Here is a 17,479-nt window from a genome sequence, read left to right as displayed (position 1 = left end):
CTACAGGGCACCACCAGGCGGTGTCTGCCAATTGTCACAGTACGTCCTCAGCCTCAGGCCAGGGGCTCGGCGAACGACCGCTCCTCACAGCCCTTCGTGCGTGTTGCCATTCGCTTGAGTCACTGCGGGCCGCCCACGCTCGGGCCGGCCCAGAGGTTGTCGAACCGGGTCACGAATGGGACATTCGTGGAAGCTCCGCCGAGGTACACCCCGAGACCGATATCGCCCGCGGCCTGCAGAGCAGCCGTCGAGTCCGTCGTCGACGCCGTCCACGTCGTCGGCACGGTTGCACCGACCTTCCACGCCTTCACCCGCAACGTCGTCGGCGAAGTACCCACCGCCTCCGTGCGCAGACGGATCGACTCACCCGCAGCAACCGTCCAGCCGGTCGCGACGTTCGAGAGCACCGTGTCGTTCCGCAGCAACTGCACGGTCACTGCGCCCGAAGGCGAGATGATCGTCTGCGACTTGTACTCGTCAGACCCCACACGACGAACGTGCACCGTCGTGTACGAGCTGCCGCCGACCGGGAGCGCCGGCAGCGCCACATCGACCTCGACCGCCGTGTCCGACGAAGACACGCTGGGCAGATACGCGAACCGCTGCGAACCCCCTGCCGGCTGCACGAACTCCGCAACCGAACCATTCACCCGATAATTCGCAGCACTCTGCTTCAACGACCACGCCCCACCAAGGTCCGCAGACCCCAGCCCCGACGCCACCGTCCGACCGAACGCATCCTGCGCGAACGCCACCGGAGCGGGCGGGGTGACGTCGGAGACCGTCACAGCCCCGGTCACGGAACCTGGAGCGCCCGCGTTATCGGTGACAGTGAGAGTCACGGTGTAGGTTCCCGCGGTCGCATAGGTGTGCGAGGCAGTCTTCCCGGCTCCGGCTGCGGTGCCGTCACCCCAGTTCCACGCATACGACGCGATCGTGCCATCGGCGTCGGCCGAACCGGATGCGTCCACGGATGCAGTCAGCACGGAGACCGTCGAAGTGAACGCGGCGGTCGGCGCCGTGTTCGGCGCCGGATCCGGTGCCGGACCGGGAACCGTCGCCGTCGATCCGGCCCAGAGGTTGTCGAACCGGGTCACGAATGGGACATTCGTGGAAGCTCCGCCGAGGTACACCCCGAGACCGATATCGCCCGCGGCCTGCAGAGCAGCCGTCGAGTCCGTCGTCGACGCCGTCCACGTCGTCGGCACGGTTGCACCGACCTTCCACGCCTTCACCCGCAACGTCGTCGGCGAAGTACCCACCGCCTCCGTGCGCAGACGGATCGACTCACCCGCAGCAACCGTCCAGCCGGTCGCGACGTTCGAGAGCACCGTGTCGTTCCGCAGCAACTGCACGGTCACTGCGCCCGAAGGCGAGATGATCGTCTGCGACTTGTACTCGTCAGACCCCACACGACGAACGTGCACCGTCGTGTACGAGCTGCCGCCGACCGGGAGCGCCGGCAGCGCCACATCGACCTCGACCGCCGTGTCCGACGAAGACACGCTGGGCAGATACGCGAACCGCTGCGAACCCCCTGCCGGCTGCACGAACTCCGCAACCGAACCATTCACCCGATAATTCGCAGCACTCTGCTTCAACGACCACGCCCCACCAAGGTCCGCAGACCCCAGCCCCGACGCCACCGTCCGACCGAACGCATCCTGTGCGTAGGTCGCAGTGACGGGGGGATCGGTCGCAGTAACGTCCTGGACCAGCACGCCGGTGGCTCCGTCATCATCGGTGACGGTCAGCTTGACCGAGTAGACGCCCGCCGTCGCGTAGGTGTGCGAGGCCGTCTTCCCGGCTCCGTCCGCGGTGCCGTCACCCCAGTTCCACGCATACGACGCGATCGTGCCATCGGCATCCAGCGAGCCGGATGCATCCGCGGTGATCTTCAGATCGCTTGGCGTGGTCGCGAACGCAGCGGTGGGCGCGACGTTGGCGACGGCACTGACCGGCGCGGATGCCGTTCCGCTTCCTCCGTCGTTGTCGGTGACCGTCAGAGTCACCGTGTAGTTCCCGCCCGCCGCGTAGGTGTGGGTCGCGGTCACTCCCGTACCGTCAGGAGTCCCGTCGCCCCAGTTCCACGCGTACGACGCGATCGTCCCATCGGGGTCGGTCGACGCCGATGCGTCCACGGCGAGGGCGAGCTTCGCGACCGATGAGGTGAACGAAGCGGTCGGAACGACGTTCGGAGCCTTCCCCGTCGTGCCGAGGGAGTAGTGCAGAGCGACGTCGTCGGCCGTGATCGGCACGGAGTAGACCGCAACCTCATCGACCGTGCCTGCGAAGGCATTTCCACCGGGCCCCCACGTGACGTCACCTCCGACATGCCAGTAACCGGTGTACGACTGCGCCCCTGTGGTCGTATTCGATCCGGCCTGCACGCCGTCGACATACAACCGCATACCCGCCGGGCCCTGCGTGGCGACGACCTGGTGCCACTTGCCGTCGTTGTAGCTCGCTGTCGTCGTCAGCCTCACCTGGGTGCCGGGATACGTCCCGTAAACGAGCTGCCCGGTGTTGGTCATGTACACGTGACGATCCGTGCTTCCGGAGTTCGTGGTCGAACTGCTCGAACCGAACCCGATGATCTTGCCCCCGGCCGTCGTGGTCGTCTTGAACCAGGCCTCCAAGGAGTATGTCTTCGGATCGACGAACGAGTTCTTGCTGACCAGTTGCCCGCCGGTGAATGTCACACCCGGGTTGTCCACACCGACGAGAGGTCCCGTGACGCCCCTGGTGCTGCCGCCCAGGTAACTGCCTGGCTGGTCGTTCCCGGAGTAGTCGTTCGCGAGGCTGCCTGTCGTCTCATCCATCCGCCAGTAGAGGTCGGGGTGCAGACCGAACACCGCCGCACCGTAGACATCGGCCGGGCTGACGGCTCCGGGCGCGGTGCGTCCAGCTGCCGTGTAGTGCGCTGCGATGCTCTGTGGCGAGAGCACGGAGTCGTACACGGCGACGTCTTCGAGGTAGCCCTTGAAGTAGGTGTTGCCGCCCCACGTGCTGTCGCCACCAACACGCCAGTAGCCGTAGTAGTACTGGCCGCTGTATACGTCAGTCCGCTGCGCGACGCGCACTCCGTCGACATACAGGCTCATCCCACTGTCGCTCAGCGTTGCCACCACGTAGTGCCACTTCGCATCGTTGTAGGAGCCCGAGGAGGTGATTGTCTGTGTGGAGCCTGGATACACACCGAATGTGATCCGACCGTTGGGCTCCATGTAGATGTGCCGATCGTAGTTCGATGAGAGCCCGGTCTGGGCATTGCCGAACCCGACCATCTTTCCTCCGGGCCCACCGTTGGCGTCGGTGCGGACCCACGCCTCGATCGTGAACACCTGGGGCGCGACGATCTTCTCAGAGGACGCGCCGTACGCGTTGCTGCCGTTGAATCGCGTGCTCGTCTTGCCGGTCTCGTCTGCGAGCGCACCGGACTGATTGCGCGTGTAGGACCCGTTCAGAGTCATATCCGATCCGCCCGCCCAGTCGTAGGCAGTCGCGCCGGATGCCTCACCGAGAGGCCAATAGTTCCGCGGCGAATCCTTCAGCACGGCGGCGCGATACGCACTGTCAGTGGACGCGCCCGATGCCGTCGCCGTGACCGTGCCGCTCATCGCTGCGTGCCCCTGCTGGTCTGTCGCTCGTACGCGATAGGAGTAAGAAGTCCCGCTCACCACGCTGGAGTCCACCCACCCGAATGCGGGTACACCCCAGTCCGCCTTCTTCGAACGCAATGAATCGAACGTCTTCACCACCACGCCGTCACGGAGCACTTCGTACTTCAGGTATTCGCTGTCGCGATCCCAGTTCGACGGCCAGGAGATCCGCAGGGCACCGCCCGCGACGTTCGTCGCGGTGGGCATCCAGTCGGCGTTCCACATCTGCGGCCCCTGCTGGTTGGTGGACTTCGCCGGAACGGCGAATCTCACCAGGCCCTGCTGGCCCTTGTCGTTCACTCGCGTGAACTCTCCGCCGTAGACGAGATATTCCGAGTTCCCGTTGACTGTCCACGGCCCCTGGTACGCGCCACTGACCGTGCCGGTGTTCATGGCGGGGAACCAGTGCAGAAGCTTCGGCTGAGGGTTGCCCGCGAACTCCGCATATCCGTTGTTCAGGCTGGGAGGAGTGATCCGCTGCACATCCTTGCTCACGGCCAATGCGCGGTAGAAGTTCCAGTCGGGGTCGCTCTGGGGGAAACCGTCCACGAGACTGCCGCAATAGTGGGAGTGTCCGGCCTGATAGAGCGCGTCGCCGAATGGCTGCACGTCGTATGTGTCACCGTGGCAGTCATTCACCCACACCAGGTTGCCCGACGCCCAGTCCGCACGGAAGCTCCCTTCCAGGTTGCCACCGTCCCCGAAGACGTAACCGGATCCGTAGAGCGATTCCCCATCGCTCTTCAACGAGAGGATGGCGGAGTCATTGCCCGCGTCGCGCACGATGCCGTTCGTGCTGAAGGGCAGCAGGGCCCCGGTCTGAGCGTCGACCATCCCCAGGCCATAACCCGGGTTGGCACTGCCGTTCAGTGTGGGGAATGCGCCTCCCAGCACCACTTTGCTCTGGTCAGGCGAGACCAGGACGACCTTTCCCTGTCGGTCACCGAGCACCGGAGCCCACGGCAACAGTGCTCCGGCTCTGGTCAGTGCCGCCGCTCCCTCTCGATCCTGTCCGGAGACCCTCCAGAACGATCCTGTGATGTAGACCGCCGAGTTCGTCGCATCGACGCCGGAGGCCGCCCCACTGACATTGGGGTTGAAATCGGAAAGCGCGCCGCTGGGCAGATCGAACGCCGCGACGCGGTTCCGGGTCTGACCGTTGACGCTCGTGAAGTCACCCACGATGTAGAGCCGGGTGCCGTCCGGCGATGCAGCGACCTGCCGCACCTGCGCGTTGATCGTCGGCGCGAACGACGTGATCAGTTCACCCGTCGTCAGGTTGTACGCGAGTATGTTGGACCGCGGGGTCTCGTTCGTGCCTGCTGCAGCACCCGCGGGGCGGGCAGAACTGAACTGCCCGACCGCGTAAACGACGTTGCCGACGATCTCCTGATCCCAGACGATGCCGTTGATCTGCACCGTGGGGAGGGCATCGGCGGTGACGGTGGATGCCTCGCCATCCGGCGGGGTCACGTCGGCCCGAGCCGACTCACCTACTGTGAGCAGAGCCGTGATAACAGCGACCACGGCCAGGAGCGCCAAGCCCACAGACACACTGCGCCGTCGCGCAGGTACGAAGAAATCGCCCACCAGCATTCCCCAGCTACTCAGACGTGCGACGCTTCCCAGGCGTCACCCGCAAATCCCCATGTGCCCTCGTTTTACGGGCGTGGCCCAACGAATACGACGTCGGGTCCCGACGGCAACAGGTCGACAGTAACACGAACATCCCCTGTCACCGCAAGAGGCACGGCGAAGAAATACACTGCCGTCGCCTTCTTCCCCGGCAGAATCCGAGCGGGCCAGTTGACCGCTCTCGCGTCGGTCAGGACCACCGCCGGCGTGCGGTCGTCACCGCCATAGGTCAGGGTCACGCCCGAGTTCCCGCTGTCGATCGCCTTGTCCGAGTCGTTCACGAGCTGGACCGCCACCTCGACTGCGGGACCGGACTTCTCGCCTGGGATGTCCCGTCCGGCGGTCACGGCCTGGATCGACGCAAGCGTCACGAACGCGCCCGGCATCGGCTGAGCCGTCGCCGTGGGAGACACTTCGATGGGCTTCGCCGATTTGTCGACGGGAGCGGTTCCTCCAGCCGTCGGCGTGGGAAAGACAGCCGGTGTGGTGGGAACTGGCGTGCCGGAGGCCGTGGGAATTGCTGAGGCGCCCGCATCCGCCGGGGTGCGCGCGCCTCCGGCGAGGACTGCCCAGGTGATCCCGCCGGCGACAAGCACCACGGCAATGACCGCGATTATCAGCCATCCACGTCGAGGACCCTTGCCAGCAGTCGAATCGGACACCGCGCCACCTCGTCTCAAGCCGCACAGGGTGCGCGACGTCGAAGATCCTACGCCAGTGGCGATGAGCGGGACCGGTGCGTGAGCACGCTTGCCGCAGTGAGGAAGACGACGAACGGGACCGCGCTGTCGACCAGGCCGCTCTCCGTGAGGGATCCCACGAGGATGAGCGTGAGCAGCGGCAGCATCAGGCCGCGTCTCTCACGAGAGAGCAGGGCATTCAGCGCGCACCATACGAGCAGTGCTGCCGAGAGGACGAACCCGATGATCCCGCTCTGGGCGAGAAGTGACACCCAGCTGCTGTCGAGCACCTGCACGGGCACCCACTTGTCATCGACCGCGACCTCCTTCACCGAGAGGCCGACGCCTATCCACTTCTCCCAGGAGGCCCACGCCCACGCGAGTACCGGCCGCCATGCGTTGAATCTCGAATCCAGAGTCCCCGTCGCCTCCGTCGCACCGCCCCGGGACGCGAGGCTCTCGAAGACGTCGGTGAACGAAGCGATCGCATACGAGAACGGAAGCGCGACCAGGAGTGCTATGACGACGCCGCGCCCTAGTCTGCCGTTCGACAGCAGTGCGACGACGACGGCCAGAGCGACCGCGAGCAGCGCCGTCCGGGAGCCGGAAGCGACCACGATGGCGAACAGCACCACCACGACAGTCAGCGCCCACAGCCGCACCCCTCTGCGAAGCACGAGCACGATGCCTCCGATCAGCGGCACCGCCGAAAGCGAAGCCAGCTCGTTCGGATGGATCTCGGGTAACCCGCCGCCGAGTCGCCCCTCGCTGAGAATCGTTCCGACACCAGTCGAGGCTGCGAGCACGGCCACCAGCGCCATCGCAGAGAGCAGGCACGACACGGCGTGCAGCCATGGCACAGCAGAGAGGAGGAGGAGCACCGTGAGCATCACGATGAACATGCGGACGACCAGTACCGAAGTCGCCGTCGCATTCCCCGCGACGACCGAACCGAGCAGCGAGATCAGAAGCACCAGGGAGATCGCGAAAGCGGGCCCGATACCTATCGGCACGCGTACGCGGGTGCGCAGCCAGAGCAGCACCGCGCCGCCCAAGGTCACGAGGGAGACCCCGGCCTTGATCACGACGACCGGGTCGACTCCGCCCGTGTAGATGGAATCCTTGCGCCAGGGGACCACGGCGACCACCAGGAGCAGGAAGAGCAATCCCACGACCGCGATGCGGTCACGACTCGGTGCGCGCGCGTCTCCGTGTCGTGGTGACGGCAGCCGCTCTGGAACTTCTCCCCCCGCGGAATCCGGAGGAGTTCTGACGTCATGGAGTCGGTGCATCGCCCTGCGACGCGGACGCGTAGCGGTCCGACGCCCTCCAGGATTCCGCGACAGCACCATCAGTCCCGTTCAAGGCCCCCGTCATGAGAACGCCCAGAGCGCGGATCCCCATCACCTGCAGCCGCATGCTGACGGAGATCAAGTCGGTCACCGTCGTCTCGCCGGCACGGCAGCTGATGATGATCGGGATATCGTGCGCAGCGAACTCCGCCACTGCGCCCGTCATGCCCGGCTCCAGAAGAGCGATCGCGATATCATCTGCGGGATCAAGCGCGTCGATCCTGCTCAGGACGTCGGCGACGGGAACGGCTGCGTGCCGCGGCGCGGAATCGGGATAGGCCTCGACCTCCGGGTAGGCCTCGACCTCCGGGTCGGCCTCGACCTCCGAGTCGGGCTCGACCTCCGGGTCGGGCTCGACCTCCGAGTGGGGCTCGTCATCCTCCGCCCGCAGCGCGACCTGCTCGGCGGGACTCCGCAGATCCTCGATCTGCGCGTTCCGTCCCAGCTCGGCGTACGCGAGAGCCAATCCCTCCACAGCCTGGGGCTCGAGCGGCAGCGGTGAGGCCGACATGATCGCTATCCCCCGGTGGTCGGCGCCCGCAAGCGCCACCACGTTACTGACGGTCTCCGCATATGCCGCGTTCTGCACTTCCTGCGAACGTCGCCCGCTCGGACTTATCCGGGAACGACGCGGAACCCGACCGACGACCGGAAGTCCGCAGGCCTTGCGCACGTCGGAGATCGTGTGAAGCCGTCGATTCGTCGTCGTACGGTACACCGAAACGATCGCGCCGATGGCAAGGCCGAGGATGAGCCCGAGCCCGACGATCGGCAGCGTCTGCGGCGAGATGGGGGACACCGGCGCGGTCGCCGGCAGCACCTGTCGCATCGTCACGGTGTAGCGCGTATCGCCTGGCGTGTTCTCTGTGTCCTCGATGAGGGCGGACGTGTGCTTCGCCGCTGAATTCGCCATCTCCTCCGACATCTTGGCCGTCGGCGCCTGCGCCGACACGACCAGGAGCACTGTGTCGGTGGTGTTCTCCGCTGACAGCATCTTCATGATGTCGCGGTCGCTGTATTTCGCGGGATCGAGCTCAAGATCCCGGCGGACACCGTCGACGACCTCTGGGCTGTCCACGAGCGGCGGATAGGACTTGATGCGCGCCTGACTGAACTGGTTGCGCTCGAACAGGGAGGCCTGCTCGGACTCGACCTGCAGGATCAGCGTCGACGACGCTGCATATGTTCGCGGCATAGGCACTGTGATGCCGTAAGCGACTGCCGCCCCCAGTATCGTTGCGAGAAGGATGATGGCCCACCCTTCTCGCAGGATGCGGCCATACGGAACGTCCTCCAAGAGCCCTCCCCTAGTCGGCACAGGTGTCATACGGCACTGGCTGAATCAACTTAGCATCCAGCGACAGGCCCGACCTTCACGCCCCGCGCCCGGCTTCACCTCTGGCTGCGACCACCCTGAGGCCGACGCCTCCGAGCAGTGACGCAATCGCCAGGAGGAATGGCACCAATGCGAACGGCACGCCCAGTGCCAGCGCCAACGCCGAGAGGAGGATGCCGAGCATCGTGTCGCCGAACCGGATGAGGAACACGACCATCTGCCGACCCGAAACAGCGCTCAGCGCACCGTACGGCGTCACCATCGCCACCGACATCCCGTATGCGACCCAGCTGATGACGGAGGCCAGATCGAGATCCACGTTGAATACCACGGGTCCGACCACTGGAGCCGCTGCGAGTGCAACACCTCCCAGCACAACCGACAGCAGCAGCAGCAGGATCACGACACGATCCGCTTCCCGAAGCGATCCGCGACGGCCGGCCTTCGCGCGGTCGGCAAAGCGGACGAAGAGCAGAGACGAAAAGCTGCCTACGACGAGGGTGAGCGGTGAGACGTAAGTGCGCGCTGCCTCCAGGAGTCCCACCGCGGCGATGCCCGCGAACGCCTGGACGAGCATCCGGACAACGGTGAAAAGACCCGGCCGAAGCGTCTGCTGGAGAGCACGCCAGAATCCGTACCGCCAGACCGTGCCGAAATCAGGTGACCTCGGCAGCACCAGGAACCGTTCCTCCCTCGGCAGCATCGATACACCGACGATGATCGCAACGGCCTGCCCCATCGCCATGGCCAGCAGGAACGTCGACAAGGCAAGCCCTCGCCCGTGCCAGAACGGGATCACCACGGCCATCGCGCAGATGAAGCCGACGACGTCGCCCAGCGCGGCACGGATGAACCTCATATGAGCCACCAGCAGCCGCCGCACGACCTCCATCACGGTGAACAGAATCAGCGCGACTCCGAACGCCGCGGCCTCGGCTGCGTCGACGAACCCAGTGAGCAGTGCCGCACTCGCAGCGAGGATCGCCATGCCTGCACTCGTCCACAGCGTCATCAGCTCCAGGGCCGCCCTGATGTCACGATGCTCGCGATGGAGGACGACCAGAGAATCTCCGACGAGCCCGGAGACCAGGGCCATCGCGAGCACGATGACGCCGTACAGGATGGCGAAGCGGCCGTAGTCGCTCACACCGAGCAGTCGCAGGACGAGGATCTGCAGTACGAAGCTGACGACGGCCTGAACGCCCTGCGCTGTCACTGCCGCGAGAGCGAACCGCTTCATCCCGCGTCAGCCGGGTGGGGTGACACTTCGCGACGACGACGGAACCGCGGCGCGTAGGCCGATCCGTCTATGGTCTCAATGCCCCCGGCGATGTTCAGAGTGTGCAGGCGGGTTCCCCGCCACGCCTCACCGGGAGCAAAGCGACGAACGACGCGCTGCTCGAACGCATCGTCATCCAGTCGAGTGATCTCCGCGATCGCAAGCGCCGCGCCATAGCCTGCACTGCAATCCTGCACCGGGCGAAGGAGGCGTCCCTCGTGACGAACCACTCTTCCTGCGGGGCGCGCGCTGGAGATGTCGACGAGAACCGGGTTGTTGCGGTGCGCCACCCACGGCCCCCTCAAGTCGGGAGCCGACCAGACCCAGAGACTGTCGGACAGCGATCCGCCATCGCCCACTGTGGCGGTGAGCCACCAGCGCCCATCATGTTGGAACGGTGTGCTGTCACTGGCCTCCACGCCGGTCACCAGAACGCTGTGCCGTTCCCATGTCGACGGAAACTGAACAGCTCGGTACAGCTCGATGGTCCTTGCGCCGGAAGTCTCCGGAATCATCCAGATGTCGCCATCATGCTCGAGCACGAAGGGGTAGGACAGATGCACGTCGTGTGCGAGGACGCGCACCGGTGCACCGTCAGGGCCCTCCGCCGTCCAGGGCACGACCGAGATCCCCGCGCGGCCGACCGCGTGGTCGAAATCCTCGACGAACAGATATGTTCGTCCCTCATGCTCAAAGGGGAAAGGGTCTGCGTAGAAACGACGCCCGTCATCGGGGAGATCGTGCCACGGACCCTGCGGAAGCGAGTCCTGGACGATCGCACCGGCATCGTCGATGCTCCGCCATCCGACACGCCAGTGCGGTGCGCGATACAGAATGCTGTACGCCTTGCGCACCAACGCACCGGCCACCCGACGGATACCGACCTCCACCAGGGAGCGTGGCCGGCTCGGAGCGCGGAGAGCGTCCGCCGGGGGCGCGAAGCGTCGTCCGGCGACCGCGCCGACGATCAACGTCACCACTCCGGCGCTCAGGTCGGCGAGTGCCGAAGCGTACAGCCCTGGCAGTTCGCTGCCAGGGCGGCCCTGGGCACGAACGGCCCCCGCGCCGTCGACGACGGTCACGATCGGAAAACCCCCTGCACGCAATGAGGAAGCAGCCGCGGGTTCGCCGTAGCCGTCCTCGTAGCGCACAGTCCAGGCACCTGAGATCGGCGCCGTGGTCAGATCGAGAATCGTGTCAGGCTCCCAGCCATCGCGCGCAGTGGACCTCACCTGCGTCGCTGCCAGCAGCCCCTCCTCGAGACCATGCAGTCGCCGCTCCAAACGGAGCAGCCTCTCCCAGCTGGCCTGCATCGGCCACCGGGGTTCATCGACGACGCGTACCGCGACCTCGACGTCATCCAGATCAGACAGCCGTCCGATCAGCACCTGCTGCCAGCGCCTCAGCGTGCGCCGTCCCAGCCGTATTTCCAAGCGCATTAGCGATCCCCTCATGTGCCTGTCCGCAGGGGATCAGCACAAGCCCAGACGACCGGCTCAGCCGATTCCCCTCGCGACGCCGATCAGCGCAAGCGTAACAGCCACCTCGTCATCGGGGACACATGGATCGATATACTCGCGATGATGCCGTGATGAGCCACCGCGTGATGAGCGACAGCCTACGGCAACCTGGGGAGGATGCGTGAAGATGAGTATTGGCACGTCCGGAGGCTTCTTCACCGCGCACCGTGCTGCCGTTCAGCGGCTCGAAGCTGCACAGAAACCCTCAGCCGGCACCCCCGCGTACTCGCGCTATGTCAACCGCCCGCTTGGCCGCCAGATTGCAGCGTGGGCGTACATCGCCCGGCTCACGCCGAACGGAGTGACCGGCATCAGCGCACTGCTGACATTCTCCGCGGTCGCCGTGCTCGCGATCATGCGTCCGGAGTGGTGGGTGGGCGTGACAGTGTGCATACTCCTCCTGCTCGGCTACGCCTTCGACTCTGCAGACGGACAGCTCGCACGCTTGCGTGGAGGAGGGTCGCCTCAAGGAGAATGGCTGGACCACACGGTCGACGCCGCCAAAGTCACGGCACTCCACATGGCAGTGCTGATCACGGCGTACCGAGACTTCGATCTTCCGGTCGTGTGGCTCCTCGTCCCGATGCTCTATGTCTTCGTCGACAACCTGACGTTCTTCGGCATGGTCCTCAAGGATCTGCTGTCCGTGCGTGAAACGGGTGGAAAGACAAGAGCCTGGACCACGTCTACGAGCGCGCTTCACGCCATTGCGGTGATCCCCACCGATTACGGCGTCTTCTGCGCAATGTTCCTCCTGCTCGGACAGCATCTGCTGTTCTTCGGTGCGTACACGCTGATGGCATTCTGCAATGCGATCATCCTCGTCCTCGTCCTCGTCAAGTGGTATCGCGATATGGGAGCGCTGCGGCAAGCGGATCGATGATGCCCGGCGAACGGCAGATGCGTCCACCGACAGAACCGGCTGGCGAGGCCGTTCCAGCGGCAGGATCCTCACTATGCTGGAGACGCGCGGTGTGGGGCCGTGTCGAGTTGCTGCGGAGAGTCGCGCGCCGCGTCGAGAGGAATTCATGAAGGGCATCATCCTTGCAGGGGGTTCCGGCACGCGTCTGCATCCGATCACACTGGGCGTGTCCAAGCAGCTGATCCCGGTTTACGACAAGCCGATGGTCTACTACCCGCTGTCAACGCTCATGCTCGCGGGCATCGACGACATTCTCGTGATCACCACGCCGCACGACGCCGCGCACTTCGAGCGCCTGCTGGGTGACGGATCTCAGTTCGGTGTGCGGATCACGTTCGCGCAGCAGCCGTCGCCGGATGGTCTCGCGCAGGCGTTCACGATCGGCGCCGACTTCATCGGCGATGACTCCGTCGCGCTGGTGCTGGGTGACAACCTGCTTTACGGCCCAGGCCTCGGCACGCAGCTCAAGCGGTTCTCCGGCATCGACGGCGGCGCGGTGTTCGCCTATTGGGTGGCGGAGCCTTCCGCCTACGGCGTGGTCGAGTTCGACGCATCCGGCGCCGCCGTGTCCCTCGAGGAGAAACCCGCGCAGCCGAAGAGCAACTACGCGGTGCCCGGTCTGTACTTCTATGACAACGACGTGGTCTCCATCGCCGCATCGCTGCAGCCGTCGGCGCGCGGTGAGTACGAGATCACCGACGTGAATCGCGAGTACCTGCGTCGCGGCAAGCTTCAGGTGGACGTGCTGCCACGCGGCACCGCCTGGCTGGACACCGGAACGTTCGATCAGATGACGGATGCCGCAGACTACGTGCGCACGATCGAGCGCCGCACCGGCATGAAGATCGGCGTGCCGGAGGAGGTCGCGTGGCGTCAGGGCTTCCTCTCGGATGCCGAGCTGCGCGAGAGGGCGGACAAGCTGGTCAAGTCCGGCTACGGCACGTACCTGCTCGAGCTGCTGGAGAGGGGCGCGCGTTGAGGCTTCTGGTCACCGGCGGTGCCGGGTTCATCGGATCCAACTTCGTGCACCATGTCGTGGCGCGCACCGACCACCATGTGACGGTGCTGGACAAGCTCACCTACGCCGGCAACCTGGCGTCGCTGGCGGGACTGCCCGAGGACCGGGTCAAGTTCGTGCAGGGCGACATCGCGGACGCGGCACTGGTCGACTCCTTGTTCAGCAGGACGGATGCCGTGGTGCACTACGCCGCGGAGTCGCACAACGACAACTCGCTGAACGATCCGTCGCCGTTCCTGAACACCAACATCGTCGGCACGTACACCCTGCTGGAGGCCGCCCGCCGGCATGACGTGCGGTTCCACCACATCTCGACCGATGAGGTCTACGGAGACCTGGAGCTGGACGACCCGAACAGGTTCACCGAGCACACGCCGTACAACCCGTCCTCCCCGTACTCGTCGACGAAGGCAGGGTCGGATCTGCTGGTTCGGGCATGGGTGCGGTCGTTCGGTGTGCGCGCCACGATCAGCAACTGCTCCAACAACTACGGGCCCTACCAGCATGTCGAGAAGTTCATCCCGCGTCAGATCACGAACGTGATCCGCGGCATCCGCCCCAAGCTGTACGGCGCGGGACTGAATGTGCGCGACTGGATCCACGCCGACGACCATTCCTCGGCGGTCCTGACAATCCTCGAGAAGGGCGAGATCGGGCAGACCTACCTGATCGGCGCCGACGGCGAGAAGAACAACAAGGACGTCGTCGAACTGATCCTCACTCTGATGGGGCAGGATCCCACGGCGTACGACCATGTCACCGACCGCGCCGGGCACGACCTGCGCTACGCGATCGACTCCACACGACTGCGCACCGAGTTGGGTTGGCAGCCGACCTACCGCGACTTCGAGGCCGGCCTCGCCGCGACCATCGAATGGTACCGGCAGAGCGAGGCATGGTGGGGGCCGTCCAAGGATGCCACCGAGGCGTTCTACGCGGGGAAGGGCCAGTGAGCGTCGAGTTCGGCAAGCGGCTGGTCGTCGCCGAGACCCCGATCCCCGGCCTGCTCATCGTCGACCTGCCGGTGCATGGCGATTCCCGGGGCTGGTTCAAGGAGAACTGGCAGCGCCAGAAGATGACGGATGCCGGTCTGCCCGACTTCGGACCCGTGCAGAACAACATCTCCTTCAACGACGCGGTGGGCACCACGCGCGGCATCCACGCCGAGCCCTGGGACAAGTTCGTCTCCGTGACCACCGGTCGCATCTTCGGCGCATGGGTGGACCTGCGCGAAGGCCCGTCATACGGCACCGTGTTCACGACCGAGATCGACCCCTCGCGCGCGGTCTTCGTGCCCCGCGGTGTCGGCAACTCGTACCAGACACTCGAACCCGACACGGCATACGCCTACCTGGTGAACGATCACTGGTCGCCCGACGCGGAGTACGCGTTCCTCAACCTCGCGGACGAGACGGCGGCGATCGCCTGGCCGATCCCGCTCGCAGAGGCCGAGATCTCGGAGAAGGACCGGAACCATCCGCGGCTCGAGGGCGTCACGCCGATCGCTCCGCGCAGGATCCTCGTTCTGGGCGCGAACGGACAGCTCGGACGCGCACTGCACGCCGAGTACGGCGAAGCAGCACACATCGAGTACGCCACCCGCGCAGACCTCGACGTGACCGCACCTGGACTGGACTCCGTACGCCGCTGGCGGGACTACGGCGTGATCATCAACGCCGCCGCCCACACCGCCGTCGATCAGGCCGAGACGCCCGAAGGCCGGGCATCCGCTTGGGCAGCCAACGCGACCGGCCCCGCGGCTCTGGCCCGCATCGCCGCCGAGCACGGGATCACGCTCGTGCACGTCTCCAGCGACTACGTGTTCGACGGATCCTCCGCATCGCCGTACGGCGAGGACGCCGCGTTCAGCCCGCTGGGTGTGTACGGGCAGTCCAAGGCTGCCGGTGACATCGCCGTGGCCACCGCACCGCGGCACTACATCCTGCGCACCTCGTGGTTGATCGGTGCTGGCAGCAACTTCGTGGCGACCATGGCATCGTTGGCCGAGCGCGGCATCGATCCGCGCGTGGTCGACGACCAGACCGGGCGGCTGACGTTCACAGCCGACCTCGCCCGCGGCATCCGGCATCTGCTGGAGGCCGACGCCGCCTACGGAACGTACAACCTCACCGGCTCAGGTCCCGCGCGAACCTGGGCCGACATCGCGCGCGACGTGTACCAGGCCACAGGCCACGATCCGGCCCGGGTGCACGGCGTCTCAACCGCGGACTACTTCGCATCGGCGGCGGGCCCGGTCGCACCGCGACCGCGGAACAGCATGCTGGATCTGGACAAGATCACGGCAACCGGTTTCACCCCGAGCGACGCGAACTCAGCACTGAACGCATACCTCGCCGCGCGGTGATGAGCACCAGTGGGAACGCTCCCACTCCTATACTGGCCACGTGGCATCGTATACACGTGCCACTGGCGCGGAACAGCATCCCCAGTGCACCGCGTCAGGTGCAGAGCATCCCCAGTGCCTGTGCCGGAGGCCCCGGCGAGTCCCCACTCGCCGGGGTCTCATCACATTCGGGGTCTGCACTCAATCTTCTCCACAATCGCTGGCGAAGCATGAGTTATGCACAGGAGCCGGGAATCGGGCCTTCTGCCACAGCGACGACGGCTACGGTCGATGACAGCAGCCGATCATCGAGGCAGAATGGAGACGTGTACATGTCACCCGAACTCATCGCGATCCTGAGCGCGTTCGTCACGCTCGGCTTCGGCATAGTCGGGGGCTTCGCATGGATGCTGCACCAGATGGACGCGCGCTTCGACAAGGTGGACGAGCGGTTCGACAAGGTTGACGAGCGCTTCGCCGAGATGAGCCGAGACGTCACCGATCTCAAGGTGGCCGTCGCCCGACTCGAGGGCGGCCGCCCCCAGCTGCTCACCGGCAGGTGAACCCGTAACGCAAGAAGGCGGACACCCGCGCCCAAAGCTACGCTGAGAGCAGTTCCTGCTCGACGAGGAAGTATCGCGAGTGGGTCTTCTTCAGCACGTCAAGCGATGAGCTGTTGAGAGACACGATCTCCACGTCCGGGTCGGTCCGCTCCGCCTCGAGCTGGAGTCGGTAGCGCATGGCGTCGAGATGCCCCTCGGCTCCGGGGAACTCGTGCACGCGGTGCGCACCCGTCGGCCGGTGGTACTCGATCACAAATCCCGGCATGTTCATCCCCTCCGTTGCATCGCTCTGAATTGATCATGAATCTGCATCAAACGGTCGCGAAACCTGAGTTCGTCCTCGCGGCGCCGATTCCACTCGGACTCGAGTCTATCCCGCACCTGCTGGCCGAAGATCGGACTCTCTCCATCAACATCCTCCTGAAGTCGCAGAAGTTCACGCGCCTTCAGGTTCCGCTCCTCCTCCATGCCGGCGATCGCTTCGGTCGACAGGCTCTTCAGAGCATCGACGACCTCACTCGCCGCCGGGTCCTTCGGGTTCTGCCCATAGCGGATCTCTCGGCCGAACATGTCTGCCGCTGCTTCGTACACGTTCGCCCACGCGCCCTGCACATGAGTGCGTATCTGAACCTCCACACGCACAGGCAGGCGAAGACACACATGTACGGCCCGATAGCCGCTGTGCGGATCAAGCCTGAGGTCTTTGATCTCGGTCTGACCAGACTCGAAACGACCTGCGACCGCCATCGCGACCGCATCCTGCTCATCGAGCGACCATCTCAGCCTCGAAACGCACACCGGCCACATCCTGCACCGAGGAGAGCGGGGTGGACCGATCTCGCTGAAGTTTCTGGCGGAGCGTGTCGATCGTCTTCGATCGTGACGTCACATCGAAAGGCCGATCCCCCAATAGCGGCGCCCAGTTCAGGGACTCGATCACCTGCTGCACACCAGCAGCCACTCCCGCATACCAGAGCATCACCTCTTGGTAGTCGGGGACCCCGGCAGGCACCGGCGTTTCGTCACGGATGTGTCGTCCGAGCACCCTCAGCTTGTTGTTCGACCAGGGCATCTCAAACATGCTGAAGAGCGTAACTTGTGCCACAGACACCCCGTCACGCAGAAAGGCGGCCACCCGCAGGTGACCGCCTTCCAGGGCGCGGACGAG

The 17,479-nt window shown here is 65.5% G+C and carries 14 protein-coding genes; 5 read left to right on the top strand and 9 right to left on the bottom strand.

Going from position 1 to position 17,479, the window contains the following annotated elements; all coding sequences use genetic code 11:
- Nucleotides 1-119 precede the first annotated feature (119 nt).
- From Q0568_RS03405 to Q0568_RS03380, 6 genes are all read right to left on the bottom strand, one after another.
- A complete protein-coding gene (locus Q0568_RS03405; RefSeq protein ID WP_298862254.1) occupies nt 120-5,135 on the bottom strand; it encodes a PKD domain-containing protein in 5,016 nt (1,671 codons plus the stop codon).
- A gap of 188 nt (nt 5,136-5,323) precedes the next feature.
- Entirely contained in the window at nt 5,324-5,959 is a 636-nt protein-coding gene (locus tag Q0568_RS03400; RefSeq protein ID WP_298862251.1) for a hypothetical protein, read from the bottom strand.
- 47 nt (nt 5,960-6,006) lie between these two features.
- On the bottom strand, nt 6,007-7,149 hold the full coding sequence (locus tag Q0568_RS03395) for an O-antigen ligase family protein (RefSeq protein ID WP_298862248.1): 1,143 nt from the start codon (nt 7,147-7,149) through the stop codon (nt 6,007-6,009).
- Nucleotides 7,150-7,252: 103 nt separating this feature from the next.
- On the bottom strand, nt 7,253-8,626 hold the full coding sequence (locus tag Q0568_RS03390; protein WP_298862246.1) for a hypothetical protein: 1,374 nt from the start codon (nt 8,624-8,626) through the stop codon (nt 7,253-7,255).
- A 76-nt stretch (nt 8,627-8,702) separates the two neighbouring features.
- Entirely contained in the window at nt 8,703-9,905 is a 1,203-nt protein-coding gene (locus Q0568_RS03385) for a hypothetical protein (protein WP_298862244.1), read from the bottom strand.
- On the bottom strand, nt 9,902-11,383 hold the full coding sequence (locus Q0568_RS03380; RefSeq protein ID WP_298862241.1) for a hypothetical protein: 1,482 nt from the start codon (nt 11,381-11,383) through the stop codon (nt 9,902-9,904). Before Q0568_RS03380 ends, Q0568_RS03385 begins: the two co-directional genes overlap by 4 nt.
- A gap of 208 nt (nt 11,384-11,591) precedes the next feature.
- Between Q0568_RS03380 and Q0568_RS03375 the strand changes: the two genes are divergently transcribed.
- The 5 genes from Q0568_RS03375 to Q0568_RS03355 all read left to right on the top strand — a co-directional run bounded on the left by Q0568_RS03375 (nt 11,592) and on the right by Q0568_RS03355 (nt 16,311).
- Complete coding sequence (locus Q0568_RS03375) at nt 11,592-12,347, top strand: CDP-alcohol phosphatidyltransferase family protein (protein ID WP_298862238.1); 756 nt, start codon at nt 11,592-11,594, stop codon at nt 12,345-12,347.
- Nucleotides 12,348-12,492: 145 nt separating this feature from the next.
- The gene (rfbA, locus tag Q0568_RS03370; protein ID WP_298862235.1) at nt 12,493-13,365 is read left to right on the top strand and encodes a glucose-1-phosphate thymidylyltransferase RfbA; all 873 of its coding nucleotides are present in this window, start codon (nt 12,493-12,495) and stop codon (nt 13,363-13,365) included.
- The gene (gene rfbB / locus Q0568_RS03365) at nt 13,362-14,357 is read left to right on the top strand and encodes a dTDP-glucose 4,6-dehydratase (protein WP_298862232.1); all 996 of its coding nucleotides are present in this window, start codon (nt 13,362-13,364) and stop codon (nt 14,355-14,357) included. Before rfbA ends, rfbB begins: the two co-directional genes overlap by 4 nt.
- The gene (locus tag Q0568_RS03360; protein ID WP_298862229.1) at nt 14,354-15,769 is read left to right on the top strand and encodes a bifunctional dTDP-4-dehydrorhamnose 3,5-epimerase family protein/NAD(P)-dependent oxidoreductase; all 1,416 of its coding nucleotides are present in this window, start codon (nt 14,354-14,356) and stop codon (nt 15,767-15,769) included. The genes rfbB and Q0568_RS03360 overlap by 4 nt, the downstream gene beginning before the upstream one ends.
- Nucleotides 15,770-16,080: 311 nt before the next feature.
- Nucleotides 16,081-16,311, top strand: a complete 231-nt coding sequence (locus Q0568_RS03355; protein ID WP_298862477.1) for a hypothetical protein — start codon at nt 16,081-16,083, stop codon at nt 16,309-16,311.
- A 37-nt stretch (nt 16,312-16,348) separates the two neighbouring features.
- Here Q0568_RS03355 and Q0568_RS03350 read toward each other — a convergent pair whose 3' ends face one another.
- Genes Q0568_RS03350 through Q0568_RS03340 form a run of 3 tightly spaced genes read right to left on the bottom strand, consistent with a single transcriptional unit; the run spans nt 16,349 to nt 17,392 of the window.
- Complete coding sequence (locus Q0568_RS03350) at nt 16,349-16,576, bottom strand: hypothetical protein (RefSeq protein WP_298862224.1); 228 nt, start codon at nt 16,574-16,576, stop codon at nt 16,349-16,351.
- A gap of 2 nt (nt 16,577-16,578) precedes the next feature.
- Nucleotides 16,579-17,058, bottom strand: coding sequence for a hypothetical protein (locus Q0568_RS03345; RefSeq protein WP_298862221.1), 480 nt, complete (start codon nt 17,056-17,058; stop codon nt 16,579-16,581).
- Between the two features lie 16 nt (nt 17,059-17,074).
- On the bottom strand, nt 17,075-17,392 hold the full coding sequence (locus Q0568_RS03340) for a hypothetical protein (protein WP_298862219.1): 318 nt from the start codon (nt 17,390-17,392) through the stop codon (nt 17,075-17,077).
- Nucleotides 17,393-17,479: the final 87 nt, after the last annotated feature.

Origin of the sequence: uncultured Microbacterium sp., assembly GCF_937927635.1 — a bacterium.
In the GTDB taxonomy this organism is placed as follows: Bacteria; Actinomycetota; Actinomycetes; order Actinomycetales; family Microbacteriaceae; genus Microbacterium.
The sequence above is the reverse complement of the archived record's forward strand: the minus strand, read 5'-3'. Positions and strand labels throughout refer to the sequence as shown.

What these genes read in the sequence shown, in the direction of transcription:
- Q0568_RS03385 (WP_298862244.1), bottom strand. Translation starts at nt 9,905, where the DNA reads ATGAAGCGGTTCGCTCTCGCGGCAGTGACAGCGCAGGGCGTTCAGGCC.
- Q0568_RS03380 (WP_298862241.1), bottom strand. Translation starts at nt 11,383, where the DNA reads ATGCGCTTGGAAATACGGCTGGGACGGCGCACGCTGAGGCGCTGGCAG.
- Q0568_RS03375 (WP_298862238.1), top strand. Translation starts at nt 11,592, where the DNA reads ATGAGTATTGGCACGTCCGGAGGCTTCTTCACCGCGCACCGTGCTGCC.
- rfbA (WP_298862235.1), top strand. Translation starts at nt 12,493, where the DNA reads ATGAAGGGCATCATCCTTGCAGGGGGTTCCGGCACGCGTCTGCATCCG.
- Q0568_RS03355 (WP_298862477.1), top strand. Translation starts at nt 16,081, where the DNA reads ATGTCACCCGAACTCATCGCGATCCTGAGCGCGTTCGTCACGCTCGGC.
- Q0568_RS03350 (WP_298862224.1), bottom strand. Translation starts at nt 16,576, where the DNA reads ATGCCGGGATTTGTGATCGAGTACCACCGGCCGACGGGTGCGCACCGC.
- Q0568_RS03345 (WP_298862221.1), bottom strand. Translation starts at nt 17,058, where the DNA reads ATGGCGGTCGCAGGTCGTTTCGAGTCTGGTCAGACCGAGATCAAAGAC.
- Q0568_RS03340 (WP_298862219.1), bottom strand. Translation starts at nt 17,392, where the DNA reads ATGTTTGAGATGCCCTGGTCGAACAACAAGCTGAGGGTGCTCGGACGA.